Origin of the sequence: Enterobacter cloacae complex sp. GF14B (assembly GCF_004136805.1) — a bacterium.
Lineage (GTDB): Bacteria > Pseudomonadota > Gammaproteobacteria > Enterobacterales > Enterobacteriaceae > Enterobacter > Enterobacter hormaechei_C.
The window spans coordinates 25265-41398 of record NZ_QFRV01000015.1 but is presented as its reverse complement, the minus strand read 5'-3'; the positions used below and the strand labels follow the sequence as shown (position 1 = coordinate 41398).

The following is a 16134-nucleotide window of genomic DNA, read 5'->3' as shown; positions in this document are numbered from 1 at the left end:
GTGACCACATGAAAATTAAAATCCTGTGCGCCACGGCGATCGCCCTGGTGATTCGGCAAGCCGTGGCTGCCGAAAGCGAGCTGCAATTTAATCCTGCGTTTCTCAACGGCGAGCGCGCCAACAGCGCCGATCTCGCCTGGGTCAACGCCGGGAGCGCGTTGCCGCCGGGCGAGTACAATCTTAACGTGTATATCAATACCCAGTTCGCGTTCACAGGTAACGTCACGTTTCGCGTCGCTGAAAGCACCGCCGGTGAAGCCCTGCCGTGCCTTACGCCTGCACAATTCGCCGCACTTGGCATCGACAGCCGTCAGGCTAAAGGGGGTGAGCTGCCGCCTGCGCAGCGCTGCATTTTTTTAACCCAGTCATTCGCCGATACCCGGTTTGATTTTGACCAGAGGACGCTTACCCTCAACTTCACCGTACCGCAAAGCGCGATGCGCGCTCTGCCGCGCGGATACGTCAGCCCGGAGAGCTGGGAGTCCGGCATCCCTGCCGCGTGGCTGAACTATGTGGTCAATGGCGCGAATAATGACTACCGGGGCGAGACGCGCACGCGGGAACAACAGCTGTTTGTGAGCCTGAACAGCGGCGCCAACCTGGGCGCATGGCGGCTGCGTGATTTCACCACGTGGACCAAAGAGAGTAACGAGCTCACCCACGTCCAGACCTGGCTACAGCGGGATATCCGCGCCCTGCGTGCCCAGGTTTATGCCGGTGAAACGTTCACCTCCTCGCAGGTGTTTGACGCCGTTGGCCTGCGTGGGATTGCCCTGAAGACCGATGACAATATGTTGCCCGCCAGCCTGAGCGGTTACGCGCCTGAAGTGCGCGGCATCGCGCGCAGCAATGCCACGGTGACGGTTCGCCAGAACGGTAACGTCATCTATCAAACCTCCGTTCCGCCGGGGGCGTTTGTGCTGAAAGATCTCTATCCGACCTCTTCCGGCGGCGATCTCGCGGTCACCATTCAGGAGAGCGACGGTAGCCAGACGCAATACACCCTGCCCTTTGCCAGCGTGCCGAATCTGGTGCGTAACGGTCAGGTCAAATATGCTCTGGGTGCGGGGAAATACCGCCCTGCGGGCAATCAGATCTCGCCCTCCTTCGCGCAGGGCGAGCTGTTCCTGGGCTGGCGATACGGCCTCACGTTTTATGGCGGGGCGCAGTTTTCCGATCGCTACACCGGCCTGGCCTTCGGGATCGGGCAGAATCTCGGCCGCTTTGGCGCCTACTCTCTCGACCTCACCCATGCCCGCAGCCAGCTGGCTGATAACCAGCACTACACCGGTGATTCGGTGCGCCTGCGGTACAGCAAGCTGCTGAACGATATCGGTACGCGAGTCAATTTCTTCTCGCTGCGTTACTCAACGGCAGGGTTTTATACTCTCAGCGATACCACTTACAAAGGCATGGCGGGCGGAGCGCCAGAACAGACCGTGGAAGACGATGGCACCGTCACCACTCACTACGACACGGTTTACAACCTGCATATGTCGCGTAAGGCAAAAAATCAGCTGCTGTTGTCGCAGCCGATGGGCGAATACGGCGCGCTGTCGCTGTCCTGGGATCAACAAACCTACTGGAATACGTCAAAAACCACGCAAAGTTTGCAGTTCGCGTGGAACGCGACGTTTCGTAACCTGTCGCTTGGCATCAGCGCCCAGCGTAGCTCTGGCCTGTACGACAACAAGAAAGACAATATCCTCGCGTTGTCCCTGTCGGTGCCGCTGGGTAACCCGGCGCTGTCGACCCGTCTCCGTTTTACCGCTACCCATGCGGATCCCGCTGGCACCACCGCCAGTACCGGTGTCAGTGGTTATCTGCCGGGGCAGGAGAATCTTTTCTATAGCGTCAACCAGCGCTACAGCGCGCAGCAGCACTACGGCGGCGATGCCGCGCTGCAATACGAGGGCGCGTGGGGAGACTATAACCTGGGCTACAGCTACGCCGGTGACTCCCGCAACCTCAGCTACGGGATGAGCGGCGGAGCGGTGCTGCATGAGGATGGTCTGACGCTGAGCCAGCCGCTCGGGAACACCAATATTCTGGTGAAAGCCCCGGGCGCCAGCCATGTCGCCGTGCTCAACCACAAGGGCATCAAAACCGACAGCCGGGGCTATGCGGTGATCCCGTACGCCACGCCGTATCGCGTTAATCAGGTTGCGCTGGATGTCACCACCGTGGGCAATGACGTGGAACTTGAGAACGCCATCGCCAATAAAATTCCCACCGACGGGGCACTGGTTCGCGCCACCCTCACCACGCGTCAGGGAGCAAAAGCGATGTTTATCGTACGTCACGCTAAAGACGTGCTCCCCTTCGGCACGCTGGTCTCGTCAGAGGATGACAAAGCCAGCGGTATCGTCGGCGACGGCGGCAGCGTGTATCTGACCGGCCTGTCAGCGCAGGGAACCTTGCATGCCGTATGGGGACGCGACAGCGCCCAGCGCTGCACGATCCGCTATGCGTTGAACCCGCAGAATTATCACGCCCGCACCGGGCTTTATTCCCAGGAGGCCATATGTCAGTAACCGTCCGTTTCCTCCCCCTGATCCTGCTGATGGTCATCACCGTCCCCGCGCGCGGCTATGACGTGCTGGTTTCCGTGACCGGCAACGTGATCGGCAATACCTGCATTGTCTCGGAAGATTCGAAGGAGCAAAACGTGCCGCTGGGCACCCTCGGCGTGAAGCAATTTAGCGAGGCGGGGGCGGTCAGCAATATCAAAACGCCCTTCACGCTCACCCTTGAAGCGTGCGGCCCCACCTTTGCTGGCGTGAAAATCCGCTTCAGCGGTACGCCGGATGACGAAAACCCGCAGCTTCTGAAAGTCGCTGACGGCGGCGCGACCGGCGTGGCAGTGCAGATACTGGATAAAGACAGCGTACTTATCCCGCTGGACACCCAAACCGCTGCTTACGGCGCGGCGGGGGATGACAGCGTAAAAATGACCTTCTATGCGCGACTGGCCGCCACGGGTGCGCCGGTCAATGCCGGAGACGTTTCGGCAGTGGCGACCTGGACGACGGAGTATCAATAATGCGTTTACTGTTTTTAGCCCTGTTTTTCATGTCCTCTCAGGCGCTTGCCCTCTCCTGGACATCGGATATCACCCTTTCGCCAACGCCCATGTCGTGGTCCGGCCCGGCAGACTCCATCGTGCCTGGAAAGACGATCGGCTCTGAATGGAGCGCCTCTGCGAGCGTCTCGGAAGTGTTCTGGTGCGGCCTGGTATTTACCTGCTCCAAAGGGACGCTGGAGCCGAGCAGCAGTATAACCGCCACCGGCATCACGGTTATTCTTGATGGCGCAAATTACATGGTATTTGAAACGGGCGTGCCCGGCATCGGCTTCATTCTTGGGCTCAAAGATTATAACGGCACCACCTATGTGCCGATGCAGACGGGCATTACGCAGAGCTATCCGGCCGATGGGACTAACGGTTACGCCACCGCACTGGGCTGGTCAGCAAAAGTGACGTTTATCAAGACCGGCGTTCCGCTGAAATCCGGCGTATACCAGACCCCGACCATTAACGCGGCGATCCTGACGGCCTATAACAACGAAGTGAAAACCGCGCAGGTGATCATCAACCCCACCACCATCACGGTGACGGCAAGCGGCTGCACGGTAGGCACAAAAAGCGCCAACGTCGACCTGGGCACCATTGATGTTCACACGCTGCCCAGCGTAGGCAGCACCTCGCCGTCGGGGGAGTTTAACGTCAGCCTGACCTGCGATGAGAACGTGGCGGTTAACGCAGTGATGACCGATCAGACCACACCGTCAAATATCTCGTCGGTCGTGACGCTGACCGGGGACTCCACGGCCTCCGGCATTGGCGTGCAGTTTTTCTATAACGGTACCGGGCCGCTGATGATGGGGCCAGACAGCTCGGCCGCAGGCACGACGGGACAGTTTTTCATCCAGACCACCAGCGCAGCACAAACGCTGTCGCTGCCGTTCCAGGCGCAGTACATCCGAACCGGAGACCTGGTCCCCGGCTCGGCCAATGCCCTGGCAAGCATCACCTTTTCGTATCAGTAGGTTAGTGCTTCACCCACACCAGCTGATCGACCCGGAAGCCCAGACCGCGTGCGGTGTTCAGGTAGTCCTGTTTTACCGCATCCGGAATGGTCGGGGTGCGCGATAAAATCCACAGGTAGTCACGGTTCGGGCCGCTGACCAGCGCGTACTGGTACTTATCGTCCAGCTTGATCACGTTATAGCCGCCGTAGAACGGGCCGAAGAACGATACCTTCAGCGCAGCCGTAGTCGGTTCGCCGGTAAAGTACGCCTTTCCTTCGCTCTCATTCCATTTGTTCTTCACCGGATCATAGCCGCGGTTCAGTACGCTGATACCGCCATCGCTGCGCTTGCCGTACGTCGCGGTGACCTGTTCCAGACCGCGCTCAAAGCGGTTTTCCAGTCGGGCGACTTCATACCATTTGCCGAGATAGCGGCTGGCATCAAAGCCGGTAATGGGCTGCACGCCTTTCGGCGGCGTGGGAGATTTACAGGCAACCAGCGTCAGCGCAATGGCGACACCGGTAACTACAGGCCATAGCCTCATGAGAACTCCTTTCATTTACGCGGTTGGACGTTAAGTGTAGCGCACCCGTGCGGCGCTTCATCCCGTCGGGGAATATTCGTAGTATATTGAGACAACTCCTTCTCTTCGGATGCAGACATGGCTTACTCCATCGGCGAATTCGCCAGACTCAGCGGCATCACCGCCACCACGCTGCGGGCGTGGCAGCGACGCTATGGCTTGCTCAAACCCGAGCGTACGGACGGCGGTCACCGCCTGTACAGCGATGAGGACGTTCAGCAGGCGCTGAAAATCCTCGACTGGGTAAAAAAAGGCGTACCCATCGGTCAGGTTAAATCACTGCTGGAACGCCCTGCGCCGCGCCGCGCCAATAACTGGCAAACCCTGCAACAGGCCATGATGCAAAAGTTGCAGGAGGGGAAAATTGAATCCCTGCGTCAGATGATTTACGACGCCGGACGCGAATACCCAAGGCCAGAGCTGGTCACTAACGTGCTGCGTCCGTTGCGCAGCCAGATATCGGCCAACGTCGCCGCCGCCATGACGCTGCGTGAGATCCTCGACGGCATCCTCATCGCCTATACCTCGTTTTGCCTTGAGGGCGATAAAAAAGCGCCGGGCGATAACGTTCTCATCAGCGGCTGGTACCTCAACGACCCGTGTGAAATCTGGCTCGAAGCGTTAACGCGCACCGGCCAGGGCCACCGCATCGACATCCTGCCGGTTCCCCCTGCCGCGCTGGCCCCGGAAATTTTCCCGGATCGCAAATGGCTGCTGGTCACCAGCGGCAAACTCACCGCCGCGCGGAAAAAGCAGGTTGCGCAGTGGCAGCAGCAGGTTTCCCTTGAGGTAATTATCCTCTGATTATTTTCTGCTGTGGCAATCTTCACGAAAAGTTGAATATTTTTTCGCGCAGCGAGTGCTAACGTTTTCCTGTCACCGACAACTCAACAGGAAAACACGATGAAAAAGACACTCCCTCTGATGATGCTGGCTGCAATGGCTTTCGCGCCTGCCGCATTCAGCGCCCCGGCAGGCACCCTGAGCGTCCACGTTCTGGACCAGCAAACCGGTATGCCGCCGGCAGATGTGACCGTTACGCTGGAGAAGCAGGAGCAGGACAAGTGGACCCCGATTGCCAGCGGTAAAACCGACCACGACGGGCGCATTAAATCGCTTTATCCGCAGGATCAGGATATGGCACCTGGCGTGTATAAAGTGACCTTCAAAACCGCCGATTACTTCCACGGCAAAAAGCTGGACTCCTTCTTCCCGGAAGTGCCGGTGCTGTTCACCGTCACCCGCACCAATGAAAAACTGCACATCCCGCTTCTGCTCAGCCAGTACGGTTACTCAACCTACAAGGGCAGCTGATTGCTCTTGATTTTAAAGACGATTAAAAAATAATCCCGCCAATACTTGGACAAACTAGCATTGTTGTGTAACTTTTAGATATGAGATCGGGAGGTGCACACCATGACAACAAAACCTGTGCTGGGTATTAGCGGATGTTTGACCGGTTCCGCCGTTCGCTTTGACGGCGGGCATAAGCGTATGGGCTTTGTGATGGATGAGCTGGCGCAGTGGGTCGCTTTCCGCCCGGTATGCCCTGAAATGGCTATCGGCCTGCCCACGCCTCGTCCGGCGCTGCGCCTGGTGATGACCACCGGCGGCGAGACAGAAATGCGGTTCAGCAAAGCGCCCCACGATGACGTCACGCAGAAGATGGCTGCATTTACGGCAGATTATCTGCTGAAAATCGGCGATCTGTCGGGGTTTATCGTCTGTGCAAAATCCCCCAGCTGCGGCATGGAGCGCGTGCGGCTGTACGACGAAAACGGCAACCGGGGCCGCAAGGAGGGTGTCGGGCTGTTCACCGCCTCCCTCCTTGAAACTTTCCCCTGGCTGCCCGTCGAAGAAGACGGTCGCCTGCACGATCCGGTACTGCGGGAAAACTTTGTTGAGCGCGTTTTTGCCCTCCACGAACTGAACGTAATGCGTAAAAATGGCCTGACGCGCCGTGCTCTGCTGGACTTTCACAGCCGCTATAAGCTTCAGCTTCTGGCGCACCATCAGGCAGGCTACCGTGAAATTGGCCCGTTCGTGGCATCACTGCACGAGTGGGACGATCTGGACGCGTTTTTCGTGGCCTATCGCGACAAACTGATGACCATCCTGAAAAAACCCGCTTCGCGGAAGAATCACACTAACGTGCTGATGCACATTCAGGGCTATTTCCGTAACCAGCTGAACAGCCGCCAGCGCGGAGAACTGCGTGATGTGATCCTGCATTACCGGGACGGACTGCTGCCGATCCTCGCGCCGCTGACGCTGCTTAAGCATTATCTGGCTGAATACCCTGACCGGTATCTGATGACGCAAAACTACTTTGATCCCTATCCTGATGATTTGGGTCTGCGTCTGGCCGTTACCTGATAAGAAAGAAGCGAAGGCCCCATTGACCCACAGAGGCCCAAAGCTGTACCCCGTTTAGACGACACCCTCACTGTCGTCTTTTTTTTGCACCCAGCGTAAAATACTGTAATTCTGTACAGGTTAAGCGTGCACAGCGGAGTACCCCGATGATCAAAAATCTGCATATTCAAAACTACCGCTCAATTCGCGATATGTCGCTTGAGCTGGAACAACTCAATATCGTGTTCGGCCCCAACGGCACCGGAAAATCCAATATTTATAAAGCGATTTACCTGATGCACAGCGCGGCGCAGGGGCAATTCTCCCAGGCGCTGGCAAACGAGGGCGGCATTTTGAAAGTGTTCTGGGCGGGCAAAACCCGCAGCGACCAGCTGCGGCGCATGAACCTGGCGGTGGAAACGGAAACCTATGAATATGAGCTTCAGGTCGGGTTCGTGGAAAAGCTGCCCTACCCCTCACAGTTTCAGCTCGATCCGGTGATCAAAGAGGAATCTATCTGGCTGAGCGGCCAGCACCGTCGTCCGTCGTCACAGCTGATGAAGCGTAAGAACCAGGCCGTATTCCTGAACAACGTACATCACGAAAAAGTGACCCACAGCGGTACGCTGTATGAGAACGAGTCGGTGTTCGGGCAGCTCGGCGAACCGCACCTCTACCCCGAAGTGTCGCAGATGCGCGAGTCCCTGCGTAACTGGCGATTTTATCATGAGTTTTCCGTCTCATCCGGCTCGGCGATCCGCGCGCCGCAGGTGGGTTTCCGCTCCCCGGTGCTGGCCAGCGACGGCGCGAACCTGGCCGCCGCGTTTCAGACCATTGTCGAAATTGGCGACGAGCTGCTGCTGATGCGCATTCTCGACCAGGCCTTCCCCGGCTGCGTGTTTTACAGCGACAACACCGGCGGGCGCTTCCGCATGATGATGCAGCGCGAGGGGCTGAGCAGACCGCTGGAACCGGCAGAGTTCTCCGACGGCACGCTGCGTTTTTTATGCCTGGCGGTGGCGCTGTTAAGCCCGCGCCCTCCCGCATTTATCGCCCTCAACGAACCGGAAAACAGCCTGCATCCGCAGATGCTGCCCGCCCTGGCAAGCCTCATTGCCGAGGCCAGCCGCTATTCGCAGATCTGGCTCACCAGCCACTCGCCGGAGCTGGCGCATTTGATTGAGAAGCACCGATCGTTTTCGCTGTATCAGCTGTCGATGGCGGAGGGGGAGACACGGATGGAGCGGCTGGGGTAATGCACTTCTTTTATGCTGTCACCACTTTCAAGGTCGCCATCAACGACGAAGATGATTTCCGTCGGTATATACCTTCGGCGAATTCTGCGCTCGCGACAGATTATCCAATTTATTGTTGCCAGTTTCTGATGTCAGGATAATCTGTAAACGTTGGTTATCAGATGAGAAAATTAAAATGGATATTGTAATTTTCCCTGGTCAGAACGCCCGCGCATGGGCTGAAACAATGATAAATCTTGAAGCCCGCAAGCTCATCAATACTGCGAATATTGTCGGAGGGCAACATCTCAGCGACGGACTCGCACGGATTAAATTTATGGATGATATTCGGCAGTTTGTGATGCAACAATTTAGTGCTACCCGGGCAGCCAGAAGTGATGAGGAGTGCATGGAATGCCTGAAAAACATCCGGGCTGAGAACGAAAGTCTTCTTGAGCAAAGCAGAATGCTTCGCTCCCGTACAGCTCAGCTTTTTGCTCAGATTGAACTGGTTAAAGAAAATAACAAAGTCGTCGGTTACGTTATCTCATCGATTAAGGTTGTGCTTTCAGGGTTACAGATTGTTGCAGGTGTTGGTGCAATGATGACAATGAATCCAGTGGGTGCGCTTGCAGGAGCGATTCTGGTTATGGATGGTGCAAATGCCATTTCAAAAGAAATTAACAGAACGCTTCAACATCAACCAAACTCCGAAGGTATGCTGGCAGATGGCGTCATGGATATCGCTCAGTTTATGGGATTTAAACGTGAATCAGCACTTGGGGTATTCAATAGCGTAAGCCTGGCAGCAAGCGTCTATACGGTATTTGGCGCCATCCGGAAACCCGAATCATGGCGTCTGTTTCGTTATCTCCCGCTGGATTTCTACCGCAAAGTCGACGGAATGAATCGCGCAGCGCTCACTATGAAAATTATCGGCTGGGGTGTCTCTGCAAAAGTCTCGTTTGATTTAATTTCTAATGCGTCTGGACAGAACTAATGTATTTCTTTCTGAAGCGCCAGGCTTTGTAGGTAATGATCGGGGGTTGAAAAAACCAGGCAATAATCAATACGATGAAAAGAGAAATGCCACCGGAAACAATATTATAATGTTCAGCGAAAAAAAGAAGCGCCAGGAAAATCAGGGCCACAGTCGCAGTAATACACAGAACCATGATAAATCGCTTACCTAACTCAAGCACTACCTCGAGCAGGGATGAACCATAACGGCTAATGTTTCGGTTCAGATACGCTAATTCTTTTACGGTGAAACCTGATTCAAGTAACTGCGTTTCAATATTGTTCATGCCACTACCTTTTCTTCTGGAAAGTAACGTGGATTATCTTAACCGGAAGAGAAGTGCTTGTAACCCGTCTGATGCATATCCATTGCCGCCAGCTTTAAAGGCAAAGAAGCCGCCCACGTCTTTTTATTCCATCGCGCCAGCATTATTTTTCGCTGCATACGGCTTAACGCGAAACGTCTTACGCCACTCCGCCGGACTGACACCAAAGCGCGCCTTAAACTGCTGCCGATACGTCACCGCTGATAAAAACCCCACCTGCTCAGCGACGCTTTCGATTGGCAGACTGCCGGACTCCAGCAGGATCTGGCTGCGCCGCAGGCGCTCGGCGGTAAGCCAGTCGGCAACGCTCATGCCCGTCGCCTTGATAAAATGGCGGGTCAGCGTGCGTCGGCTCATCGACACCACGTCCGCCAGCGAATCCAGGTTATGCGGTTCGGAAATGTGCTGCTGAAGGTAGTCAATGAGACAGTTAATCCGCCCGTCGCGGGTATCTTTCGGCACAGGTTGCGCAATAAACTGCGCCTGCCCGCCCTCGCGGTGCGGCGGGACGATCATCCGGCGGGCAATCTGATTGGCGACGACGCTGCCAAAGCGCTGGCGGATGATGTACAAACAGCAGTCGAGCGCGGCGGCGGTACCCGCCGAGGTAATCATATTACTGTCATCCACGTAGAGGGCGTTGATGTCCAGTCGAACGTCCGGAAACAGCGTCTGAAACTGGTGTTCAAACTCCCAGTGGGTGGCGGCCCGTTTGCCGCTGAGTATGCCCGCATAGCCCAGTACAAACGATCCCAGACACAGCCCAACAATTTCCGCCCCGTTGTCTCTGGCCTGAACCAGGCTGTCGAGCAGCGTCTGAGGCGGGCGCTCCAGCACGTGCTGCCAGTAGGGTACAACCACAATTTCAGCCGATGCGATTGCAGAAAAATCCTGCGTCGCATGCAGGGCAAAACCGTCTTTCGAGGTCAGGAATCCCGGTTTTTCAGCGCAGATCGTAACGTTAAAGCGCTTTTCCCCGGATACCGTATCGCCAAACAGAATGCAGGGGACGGAGTAGTGGAACGGGCTAAACCCGTCCACCGCGACAATAGCAACGTTAACAAGCGGCATCTGTCTCTCCTTTCCCCTTTAACACTCAGAATATAACGGTTTCGCCGTCCTGAGGAATGCTCACCGCGTCACTTATCTCGTTGGCGTCAACATACTCGCGCAGCGCGCGGCGGGTCAGCAGGCAGTGGTTGATAGCTTCCATATGGGTCGCCACGATTTTCGCCTGCGGCAGCAGGAAATGCACGTTAAGCAGATCTTCTTCCCCCATGATAATCGGCCCAAACCCAATGACATGAGCGTAACCGGCGTTGAGCACGACGATATCCGGCTGGTGCTTTTGCAGATCGGCCGCCACCGCATCGCGCCAGATGGTATCCCCTGCGATATAAAGCGTCTTCTCATCGGGATGACGGAACACCACGCCGCAGGCTTCCCCCAGAAACTCTGCCAGCTCCGGCACGGCGTAAGCGCGGTCAGTACCGTGCTGGCCGCCGTGGGTTTTCACTATCCGGATATCGCCGTACGTTGTTTCCCCGGTCATGATCGTCAGGTTGGTAAATCCCTGGCTGCGCAGCAGCGCGGCATCGCTATCATTTTGCACGTAGATCGGCTTGCCTTTGGCGATCAGCTCAACGGCGTACTGATCCCAGTGATCGGCATGGGTATGGGTGACGATCACCGCGTCAGCATCCAGAAGCGTTTGAACGTCAACGGGAAGCTCGACCATCGGGTTGCGAATATCAGCCCGCGCCGTGCCGGGAAAACCCGGATAAGTGCCTTTTGGCGCCAGCATTGGGTCGATTAAAAAGCGTTTTCCCGCGTAAGTGATCAGTTGGGTGGCATTGCGAATTTGCGTAATGTTCATGGGCTATCCTCCGGTTGGTATGAGAAGGAGAATAGCCCCAGGGTGCCGTTAAGAATGTGGGCCAAAGGGCGATGATCGATGAAATCGGGTCAATCGATAAACCGCTTGCGCACCCTTTCCAGCGGGGCAATCAGCAGATTGATAAGCGGCTTACGATCGATAACGATATCGGCGTTCACCGTCATCCCGCCCATCAGCATGCGCTTTTTCTTGTCCGGGTCGGTAAACCAGGAGGGGACGCGCACTTTAGCCAGGTAGTAGTTCTGCCCTTCCTGGAGCGGGATCAGCGCCGAATGGGCATCAATGTTTACCTCATAGAAATCGGACAGCGTCGCCTCCACCGAACCGTATTTGTCCACGGGCCAGGAGTCGAAGCGCAGCTTAACCTTATCGCCTTTCGCCACGCGCCCCACCCCCGTTGCCGGAACATACAGGTACCCCTCCATCGTCGCCGCGGTATTTTTACGGATCACCACCACCACCTCGCTATTTTGCGTAATGGCCCGGCCAGGCGGGAAGTTAATCGCCACCACGTAACCGTCGGAAGGGGCCAGCATCGCCATGGTGGAACTTCCCCGGCTGGACAGGTTGCGATCGATTTCGCTGATGCGGTTTTTCACATACAGCTGCTCTTCGCTCAGAGAGTCAATTTGCGACTGGGTGCTGTCGGTCAGGCTGGTTTTGCGTGCCTCAAGCTCAAGAATAGTGCTCTCCTCCAGCGTCAGGTTGAGCTGCGCATTGAGCACATCATTGTGGCTTTTATCGAGATCCACTCTGGAGACATAGCCCTTCCCGGAGACGGATTTCCACGCCTCGTAGGTGTCGGTGCTGTTTTTTAACAGCGCGCGCAGCTTCTTCACCTTATCGCGGGAAACGGCGATCTGCTTGTCGGTGAGAGCCAGCTGCTGCGCCAGATTTTTGCGATACGACGCAATCGAGTCCTCAATGGCCTGAATGCGCTGCTCGCTGCGCTTCTTCTCCGCTTCCATCTGCTGGCGGTCAAACTGCACCACCGAGCCCTGCTTGCCGCCATAGTCCTGCGACACGGTGAACAGCGGATCGTTTTCCTTCACGTACTGGCCGGGCCGGACGGCAAAATCAACAAGGGTTCCGGACTCTCTGGCGCGCACCTCCACATCGCCCTGCGCCGGGATCAGCACCCCGCGTGCCAGCGTGGTTTCCGAAAAATTAAAGACAATCGCAAAGACCAGCAGGCAGAGAAAAAAGGCGATGAACAAGGTCAGCACGGCTTTCAGCCGTGGCGCGTTGATGTGATAGCTTTTTGAGAAGTGATGCGGGATCAGCGCCCGCCGCTGTCCGCTTCGGTTTTTTAATTTCACGATATGTCATCCATGATAAATCACTGAAAGATCATCCCATGCACTCCAGAGCGTGGGGGTTTTGCGCAGCGCGTTCAGCGTGTCGGCGGCGGCCTGACGGTAATCCTCCGGCGCATACGCCTGACTCTCCAGCCCAAACTCCGCCGCGTGCAGCGAACAGATCGGCAGCAGCGTTCGGACGCTGTAGCCATAGCGCGATAAAAACCGCGTTGAGACGTCCGTTAACCACGCCTTTTGATCCCCTGCCTGGGTGGAGAACAGCGGCGCATCCGGCAGGCGTTCGTCCATCAGCAGCACCGTCACCAGGCGGTGAGGGGCGAAAAACGAGCTGGCGCGTCGGCCTTCGTGCGCGGCCATCAGCTTATGCAGCGCAGGGTGACGGGTAATAAACTGAAAGCGCACATCAGCTGGCGCGGTGGCGAGCAGCGCATCCACGATCAGACCAAAGCCCGCCCAGCGCATGCCCAGTAGCAGGGTGCGAGATGAACTGTAAAATGCCTGCTCCCGCGTCCACTGCGCCACGTACCCGTGCAGATCAAAACGAACGTTGCGCGCCCAAAGCGCGGGCGGGAAGATCTGCTCCACGAAGTTAAACCCGCTCAGCTCATGCGCATTCTGATGCAGAAAATCAGCCGGAACATCGGCCTCCGGGCAACGCATAAACTGGCTGTAGTTTTGCGTGATCCGGTTTGCCAGCAGCGTGCGCCCGGCCTGGCGCGCGCAGAGTCGCGCATAGAGACGCGGCAAAAGCATCATTGCTCACTCTCCCGCAGGGTGCCGTTTTCCATGGTATAGAGACGCCCCTGACAGCCCACCACGTCCGGCGAGTGGGTGACAAACACCAGGCCAATCCCCAGGCTACGCAGGTTCGCCAGCACTTTCTGCGCGGTCGTTTTATCCAGATTCGCCGTCACTTCGTCACAGAGCAGAAGCTTAGGCTGGCTGTACAGGGCGCGCGCCAGAACCAGACGCTGCATCTCCCCGGCAGAGAAAAAGGTGTTCCCCGGCAGCATCTCCGTTTCGTAGCCGTGCGGCAGCCGGGCGACGACGTGATCCACCTCCGCCAGCCGACACGCGGCAATGACCTGCTCTTTATCCGGTGCGCTGTCAAAGCAGGCGATGTTGTCCAGAATCGAGCCGGTGAAGAGAATATCGTCCGCATGGACGATGCGGATGTGCTGACGCAGCGAGGAAAGATCGCACTCCTCAATGGGGATCTTATTGATCCGCAGCGTGCCAGACGATGCCAGCAGCATGCCGGAGATCAGACGCAGCAGCGTGGTTTTTCCCGACCCGCTCTGGCCCACAATCACCGCCTCTTCGCCCTGCTTCAGGGTCATGTTGATATGCTGTAGCGTGGCCTCCCGGCCAGGATAGGCAAATGAGACATCCTCAAATTGCAGACAGACCGGCGAGGTGACAATCCGCTTCCCAAACTGGCTGGTTTCAGAGGGAGCAAACAGCAGGTCGCCCACGCGATCCAGCGGCCCCTTGAGGGCATTTTTGTCCAGCAGCTTCTGCGCCACCTGCACCATGGCATCGGAAAAATAGCGCTTATAGCTGATATAGGCGTAAAGCATCCCGATGCTCATCTGCCCTTCCAGGATCAGCCACGCGCCAAAGCAGACCACCAGCAGCTGCTCGGCATTGATCACCAGCAGCGAAGCCACGTCAAAGCGGGCCAGTAGCCGCTCTTTACGCATCAGCCCGGCGATGTGTTCGCGCTGGGATTTGTCCATCACCGCATCCCGGGCCTGCTCCATGTTGTTCGCTTTGAGCGTTATGATCCCTTTCTGCGTCTCCACCAGCAGAGACTCATACTGGGCGGTGCGCTCGATGGAGTCATCCACCGCGCGTTGATAGGGGCCGATCAGCGAAAAGCGGATCAGGAAAAACACGCCCATCAGCAGCATTGTCAGCAGCGCAATTTTGACGTTATACAGCAGCATAAACAGCAGGCTGGTGACGGCGATCAGGCTGGAAAAGAGAATTTGCACGTAACCATTGCTGATGAACTCCGCGCAGGCGTGGAGCGATTTCTCAATAGCCAGCACGATGCCCGGCGGGCGCGAGCGGAACCAGCTGGTCTGGGTGCGCAGCATGTAGTGGCGCACGGACTGGCTTAAATCGTCATAGGCAATGTTACGCATCAGGATCTCAAGCAGCTGCTTGAGGAATTTACCGATGACTTCAAAGATAAAGACGATAGCGAAGATCGCGGTGAGCAGGATCACCAGATCGCTGTCGCTGCGGGAAATGGCCTCATCCATAATCAGCTGCACGTAGGTGGGGCTTGCCAGCATGGTGATGAGAGTAAAAATACAGAGCACAAACAGCAGCAGCTGGCGCTGGAACAGGCTCGGAGATTTATTGGCTAAACGGCCAAGCGTGAGCTTTTCATCCGGGGATTTCTTTTCGAAGCACGGCGTGGGCTTAAGCTCAAGCACATAGCCGGAAAAGAGTTTTTCCGCCTCTTTCAGACGGTAACGACGCACGCCGCTGGCCGGGTCGTGAACGGTCACGCTGCGGCTGTCGATCTTCACGATGACCACGAAATGGTTGCCGCGCCAGAAGGCGATGAGCGGCAGCTCAGACGTTTCTATTTCAGTGATTTCGCCTTTAAGCACCCGGCCAGACATATTTTTATCGCTGGCAAGGGTCATCAATTCCGCCATTGAGGTTCCCGCATCGGCGGAAACGGAAATCTCCCGGCGCAGCTGGCTGACGGAGACATGGTGGTCGTAGTGCCCCAACACCATCGCCAGGCAGGCCAGTCCACATTCGGTAAATTCATGCTGGCGAATAACAGGGGTCTTACCCTGTTTTTTATACTGAAAGAGCGAAAACATAATGATCCGTGGCTGAAATAAAAAAATGGCCCGGCAATGCGGGCCATGCGTACAACGTGCTTCTCGCTTAGGCGCTGAAGAAACCGCCGATGAAGCCGCCCACCAGGCCGAATACGCCGCCGATGGTGCCGCCCAGCGCGCCTAACATCTGGCTGCCCGCGTTATAGCCCGCGCTTGCGCCCTGAATAGCGGCAGCAAACGGATCCCAACCACCGATGATGGCCTGTGCTTTTTTGAAATCGATAACTTGCATGATACTTTTCCTGTTAACGTGAATTAGTTGTAGCTACCAACCAGCGCGCCCAGGAAGCCCATTGCGCCACCCAGAACTCCGCCAACCACACCGCCAACCATGCCCATGATGCTGGCGCCAGTGTCGTAACCCAGCTGTGCACCTTTAACCAGACCAGCGAACGGGTTTAACGCGCCGCCAATAATGTCTTTCGCTTCTACGAATGAAATCGCTTTCATTTTTATCTCCTGTAGTGATGGATCTTTAGCATGATGCTAAAGGCTAA

At 56.6% G+C, this 16134-nt stretch carries 17 protein-coding genes; 8 read left to right on the top strand and 9 right to left on the bottom strand.

The features are described 5' to 3' along the window. Nucleotides 1–8: 8 nt before the first annotated feature. The 3 genes from DD606_RS07805 to DD606_RS07795 are packed head-to-tail and all read left to right on the top strand — an operon-like array spanning nt 9 to nt 4050. The gene (locus DD606_RS07805; protein ID WP_045332979.1) at nt 9–2534 is read left to right on the top strand and encodes a fimbria/pilus outer membrane usher protein; all 2526 of its coding nucleotides are present in this window, start codon (nt 9–11) and stop codon (nt 2532–2534) included. Continuing rightward, nucleotides 2525–3043, top strand: a complete 519-nt coding sequence (locus DD606_RS07800) for a fimbrial protein (RefSeq protein WP_022650129.1) — start codon at nt 2525–2527, stop codon at nt 3041–3043. Before DD606_RS07805 ends, DD606_RS07800 begins: the two co-directional genes overlap by 10 nt. Next, nucleotides 3043–4050, top strand: coding sequence for a fimbrial protein (locus tag DD606_RS07795; protein WP_022650128.1), 1008 nt, complete (start codon nt 3043–3045; stop codon nt 4048–4050). Before DD606_RS07800 ends, DD606_RS07795 begins: the two co-directional genes overlap by 1 nt. 1 nt (nt 4051) lies before the next feature. On the opposite strand, the gene DD606_RS07790 is transcribed toward DD606_RS07795, so the two are convergent. Further along, nucleotides 4052–4576, bottom strand: a complete 525-nt coding sequence (locus DD606_RS07790; protein WP_003860954.1) for a lipocalin family protein — start codon at nt 4574–4576, stop codon at nt 4052–4054. 117 nt (nt 4577–4693) lie between these two features. On the opposite strand from DD606_RS07790, the gene DD606_RS07785 reads away from it, so the two are divergent. The 5 genes from DD606_RS07785 to DD606_RS07765 all read left to right on the top strand — a co-directional run bounded on the left by DD606_RS07785 (nt 4694) and on the right by DD606_RS07765 (nt 9205). Then, a complete protein-coding gene (locus DD606_RS07785) occupies nt 4694–5419 on the top strand; it encodes a MerR family transcriptional regulator (protein ID WP_022650127.1) in 726 nt (241 codons plus the stop codon). A gap of 99 nt (nt 5420–5518) precedes the next feature. After that, on the top strand, nt 5519–5929 hold the full coding sequence (gene uraH / locus DD606_RS07780) for a hydroxyisourate hydrolase (protein ID WP_022650126.1): 411 nt from the start codon (nt 5519–5521) through the stop codon (nt 5927–5929). A 102-nt stretch (nt 5930–6031) separates the two neighbouring features. Further along, nucleotides 6032–6991 carry a DUF523 and DUF1722 domain-containing protein gene (locus DD606_RS07775; protein WP_129258489.1) on the top strand — a complete coding sequence of 320 codons (960 nt, stop codon included), beginning with the start codon at nt 6032–6034 and terminating at the stop codon, nt 6989–6991. A 146-nt stretch (nt 6992–7137) separates the two neighbouring features. Next, nucleotides 7138–8226 carry an AAA family ATPase gene (locus DD606_RS07770; RefSeq protein WP_006812462.1) on the top strand — a complete coding sequence of 363 codons (1089 nt, stop codon included), beginning with the start codon at nt 7138–7140 and terminating at the stop codon, nt 8224–8226. A 175-nt stretch (nt 8227–8401) separates the two neighbouring features. Next, on the top strand, nt 8402–9205 hold the full coding sequence (locus DD606_RS07765; RefSeq protein WP_045346044.1) for a DUF4225 domain-containing protein: 804 nt from the start codon (nt 8402–8404) through the stop codon (nt 9203–9205). Here DD606_RS07765 and DD606_RS07760 read toward each other — a convergent pair. The 8 genes from DD606_RS07760 to DD606_RS07725 all read right to left on the bottom strand — a co-directional run bounded on the left by DD606_RS07760 (nt 9183) and on the right by DD606_RS07725 (nt 16087). After that, on the bottom strand, nt 9183–9512 hold the full coding sequence (locus tag DD606_RS07760; RefSeq protein WP_023315117.1) for a hypothetical protein: 330 nt from the start codon (nt 9510–9512) through the stop codon (nt 9183–9185). The genes DD606_RS07765 and DD606_RS07760 overlap by 23 nt on opposite strands. Before the next feature lie 123 nt (nt 9513–9635). Next, entirely contained in the window at nt 9636–10622 is a 987-nt protein-coding gene (locus DD606_RS07755) for a GlxA family transcriptional regulator (RefSeq protein ID WP_059294070.1), read from the bottom strand. Between the two features lie 25 nt (nt 10623–10647). Continuing rightward, nucleotides 10648–11427 carry an MBL fold metallo-hydrolase gene (locus DD606_RS07750; protein ID WP_022650121.1) on the bottom strand — a complete coding sequence of 260 codons (780 nt, stop codon included), beginning with the start codon at nt 11425–11427 and terminating at the stop codon, nt 10648–10650. Nucleotides 11428–11516: 89 nt separating this feature from the next. Next, a complete protein-coding gene (locus DD606_RS07745; protein WP_022650120.1) occupies nt 11517–12767 on the bottom strand; it encodes an HlyD family secretion protein in 1251 nt (416 codons plus the stop codon). Between the two features lie 6 nt (nt 12768–12773). Continuing rightward, nucleotides 12774–13523 carry a hypothetical protein gene (locus tag DD606_RS07740; protein WP_045332981.1) on the bottom strand — a complete coding sequence of 250 codons (750 nt, stop codon included), beginning with the start codon at nt 13521–13523 and terminating at the stop codon, nt 12774–12776. Then, complete coding sequence (locus DD606_RS07735; protein ID WP_017383654.1) at nt 13520–15616, bottom strand: peptidase domain-containing ABC transporter; 2097 nt, start codon at nt 15614–15616, stop codon at nt 13520–13522. Before DD606_RS07735 ends, DD606_RS07740 begins: the two co-directional genes overlap by 4 nt. A 67-nt stretch (nt 15617–15683) precedes the next feature. Then, a complete protein-coding gene (locus DD606_RS07730) occupies nt 15684–15869 on the bottom strand; it encodes a hypothetical protein (protein WP_001196016.1) in 186 nt (61 codons plus the stop codon). A 23-nt stretch (nt 15870–15892) separates the two neighbouring features. Next, nucleotides 15893–16087 carry a hypothetical protein gene (locus DD606_RS07725; RefSeq protein ID WP_022646586.1) on the bottom strand — a complete coding sequence of 65 codons (195 nt, stop codon included), beginning with the start codon at nt 16085–16087 and terminating at the stop codon, nt 15893–15895. Nucleotides 16088–16134 lie beyond the last annotated feature (47 nt).

Excerpts from the sequence above, each read along its gene's own strand:
- DD606_RS07805 (WP_045332979.1), top strand. The coding sequence starts at position 9 with ATGAAAATTAAAATCCTGTGCGCCACGGCGATCGCCCTGGTGATTCGG.
- DD606_RS07800 (WP_022650129.1), top strand. The coding sequence starts at position 2,525 with ATGTCAGTAACCGTCCGTTTCCTCCCCCTGATCCTGCTGATGGTCATC.
- DD606_RS07795 (WP_022650128.1), top strand. The coding sequence starts at position 3,043 with ATGCGTTTACTGTTTTTAGCCCTGTTTTTCATGTCCTCTCAGGCGCTT.
- DD606_RS07790 (WP_003860954.1), bottom strand. The coding sequence starts at position 4,576 with ATGAGGCTATGGCCTGTAGTTACCGGTGTCGCCATTGCGCTGACGCTG.
- DD606_RS07785 (WP_022650127.1), top strand. The coding sequence starts at position 4,694 with ATGGCTTACTCCATCGGCGAATTCGCCAGACTCAGCGGCATCACCGCC.
- uraH (WP_022650126.1), top strand. The coding sequence starts at position 5,519 with ATGAAAAAGACACTCCCTCTGATGATGCTGGCTGCAATGGCTTTCGCG.
- DD606_RS07775 (WP_129258489.1), top strand. The coding sequence starts at position 6,032 with ATGACAACAAAACCTGTGCTGGGTATTAGCGGATGTTTGACCGGTTCC.
- DD606_RS07770 (WP_006812462.1), top strand. The coding sequence starts at position 7,138 with ATGATCAAAAATCTGCATATTCAAAACTACCGCTCAATTCGCGATATG.
- DD606_RS07765 (WP_045346044.1), top strand. The coding sequence starts at position 8,402 with ATGGATATTGTAATTTTCCCTGGTCAGAACGCCCGCGCATGGGCTGAA.
- DD606_RS07760 (WP_023315117.1), bottom strand. The coding sequence starts at position 9,512 with ATGAACAATATTGAAACGCAGTTACTTGAATCAGGTTTCACCGTAAAA.
- DD606_RS07755 (WP_059294070.1), bottom strand. The coding sequence starts at position 10,622 with ATGCCGCTTGTTAACGTTGCTATTGTCGCGGTGGACGGGTTTAGCCCG.
- DD606_RS07750 (WP_022650121.1), bottom strand. The coding sequence starts at position 11,427 with ATGAACATTACGCAAATTCGCAATGCCACCCAACTGATCACTTACGCG.
- DD606_RS07740 (WP_045332981.1), bottom strand. The coding sequence starts at position 13,523 with ATGATGCTTTTGCCGCGTCTCTATGCGCGACTCTGCGCGCGCCAGGCC.
- DD606_RS07735 (WP_017383654.1), bottom strand. The coding sequence starts at position 15,616 with ATGTTTTCGCTCTTTCAGTATAAAAAACAGGGTAAGACCCCTGTTATT.
- DD606_RS07730 (WP_001196016.1), bottom strand. The coding sequence starts at position 15,869 with ATGCAAGTTATCGATTTCAAAAAAGCACAGGCCATCATCGGTGGTTGG.
- DD606_RS07725 (WP_022646586.1), bottom strand. The coding sequence starts at position 16,087 with ATGAAAGCGATTTCATTCGTAGAAGCGAAAGACATTATTGGCGGCGCG.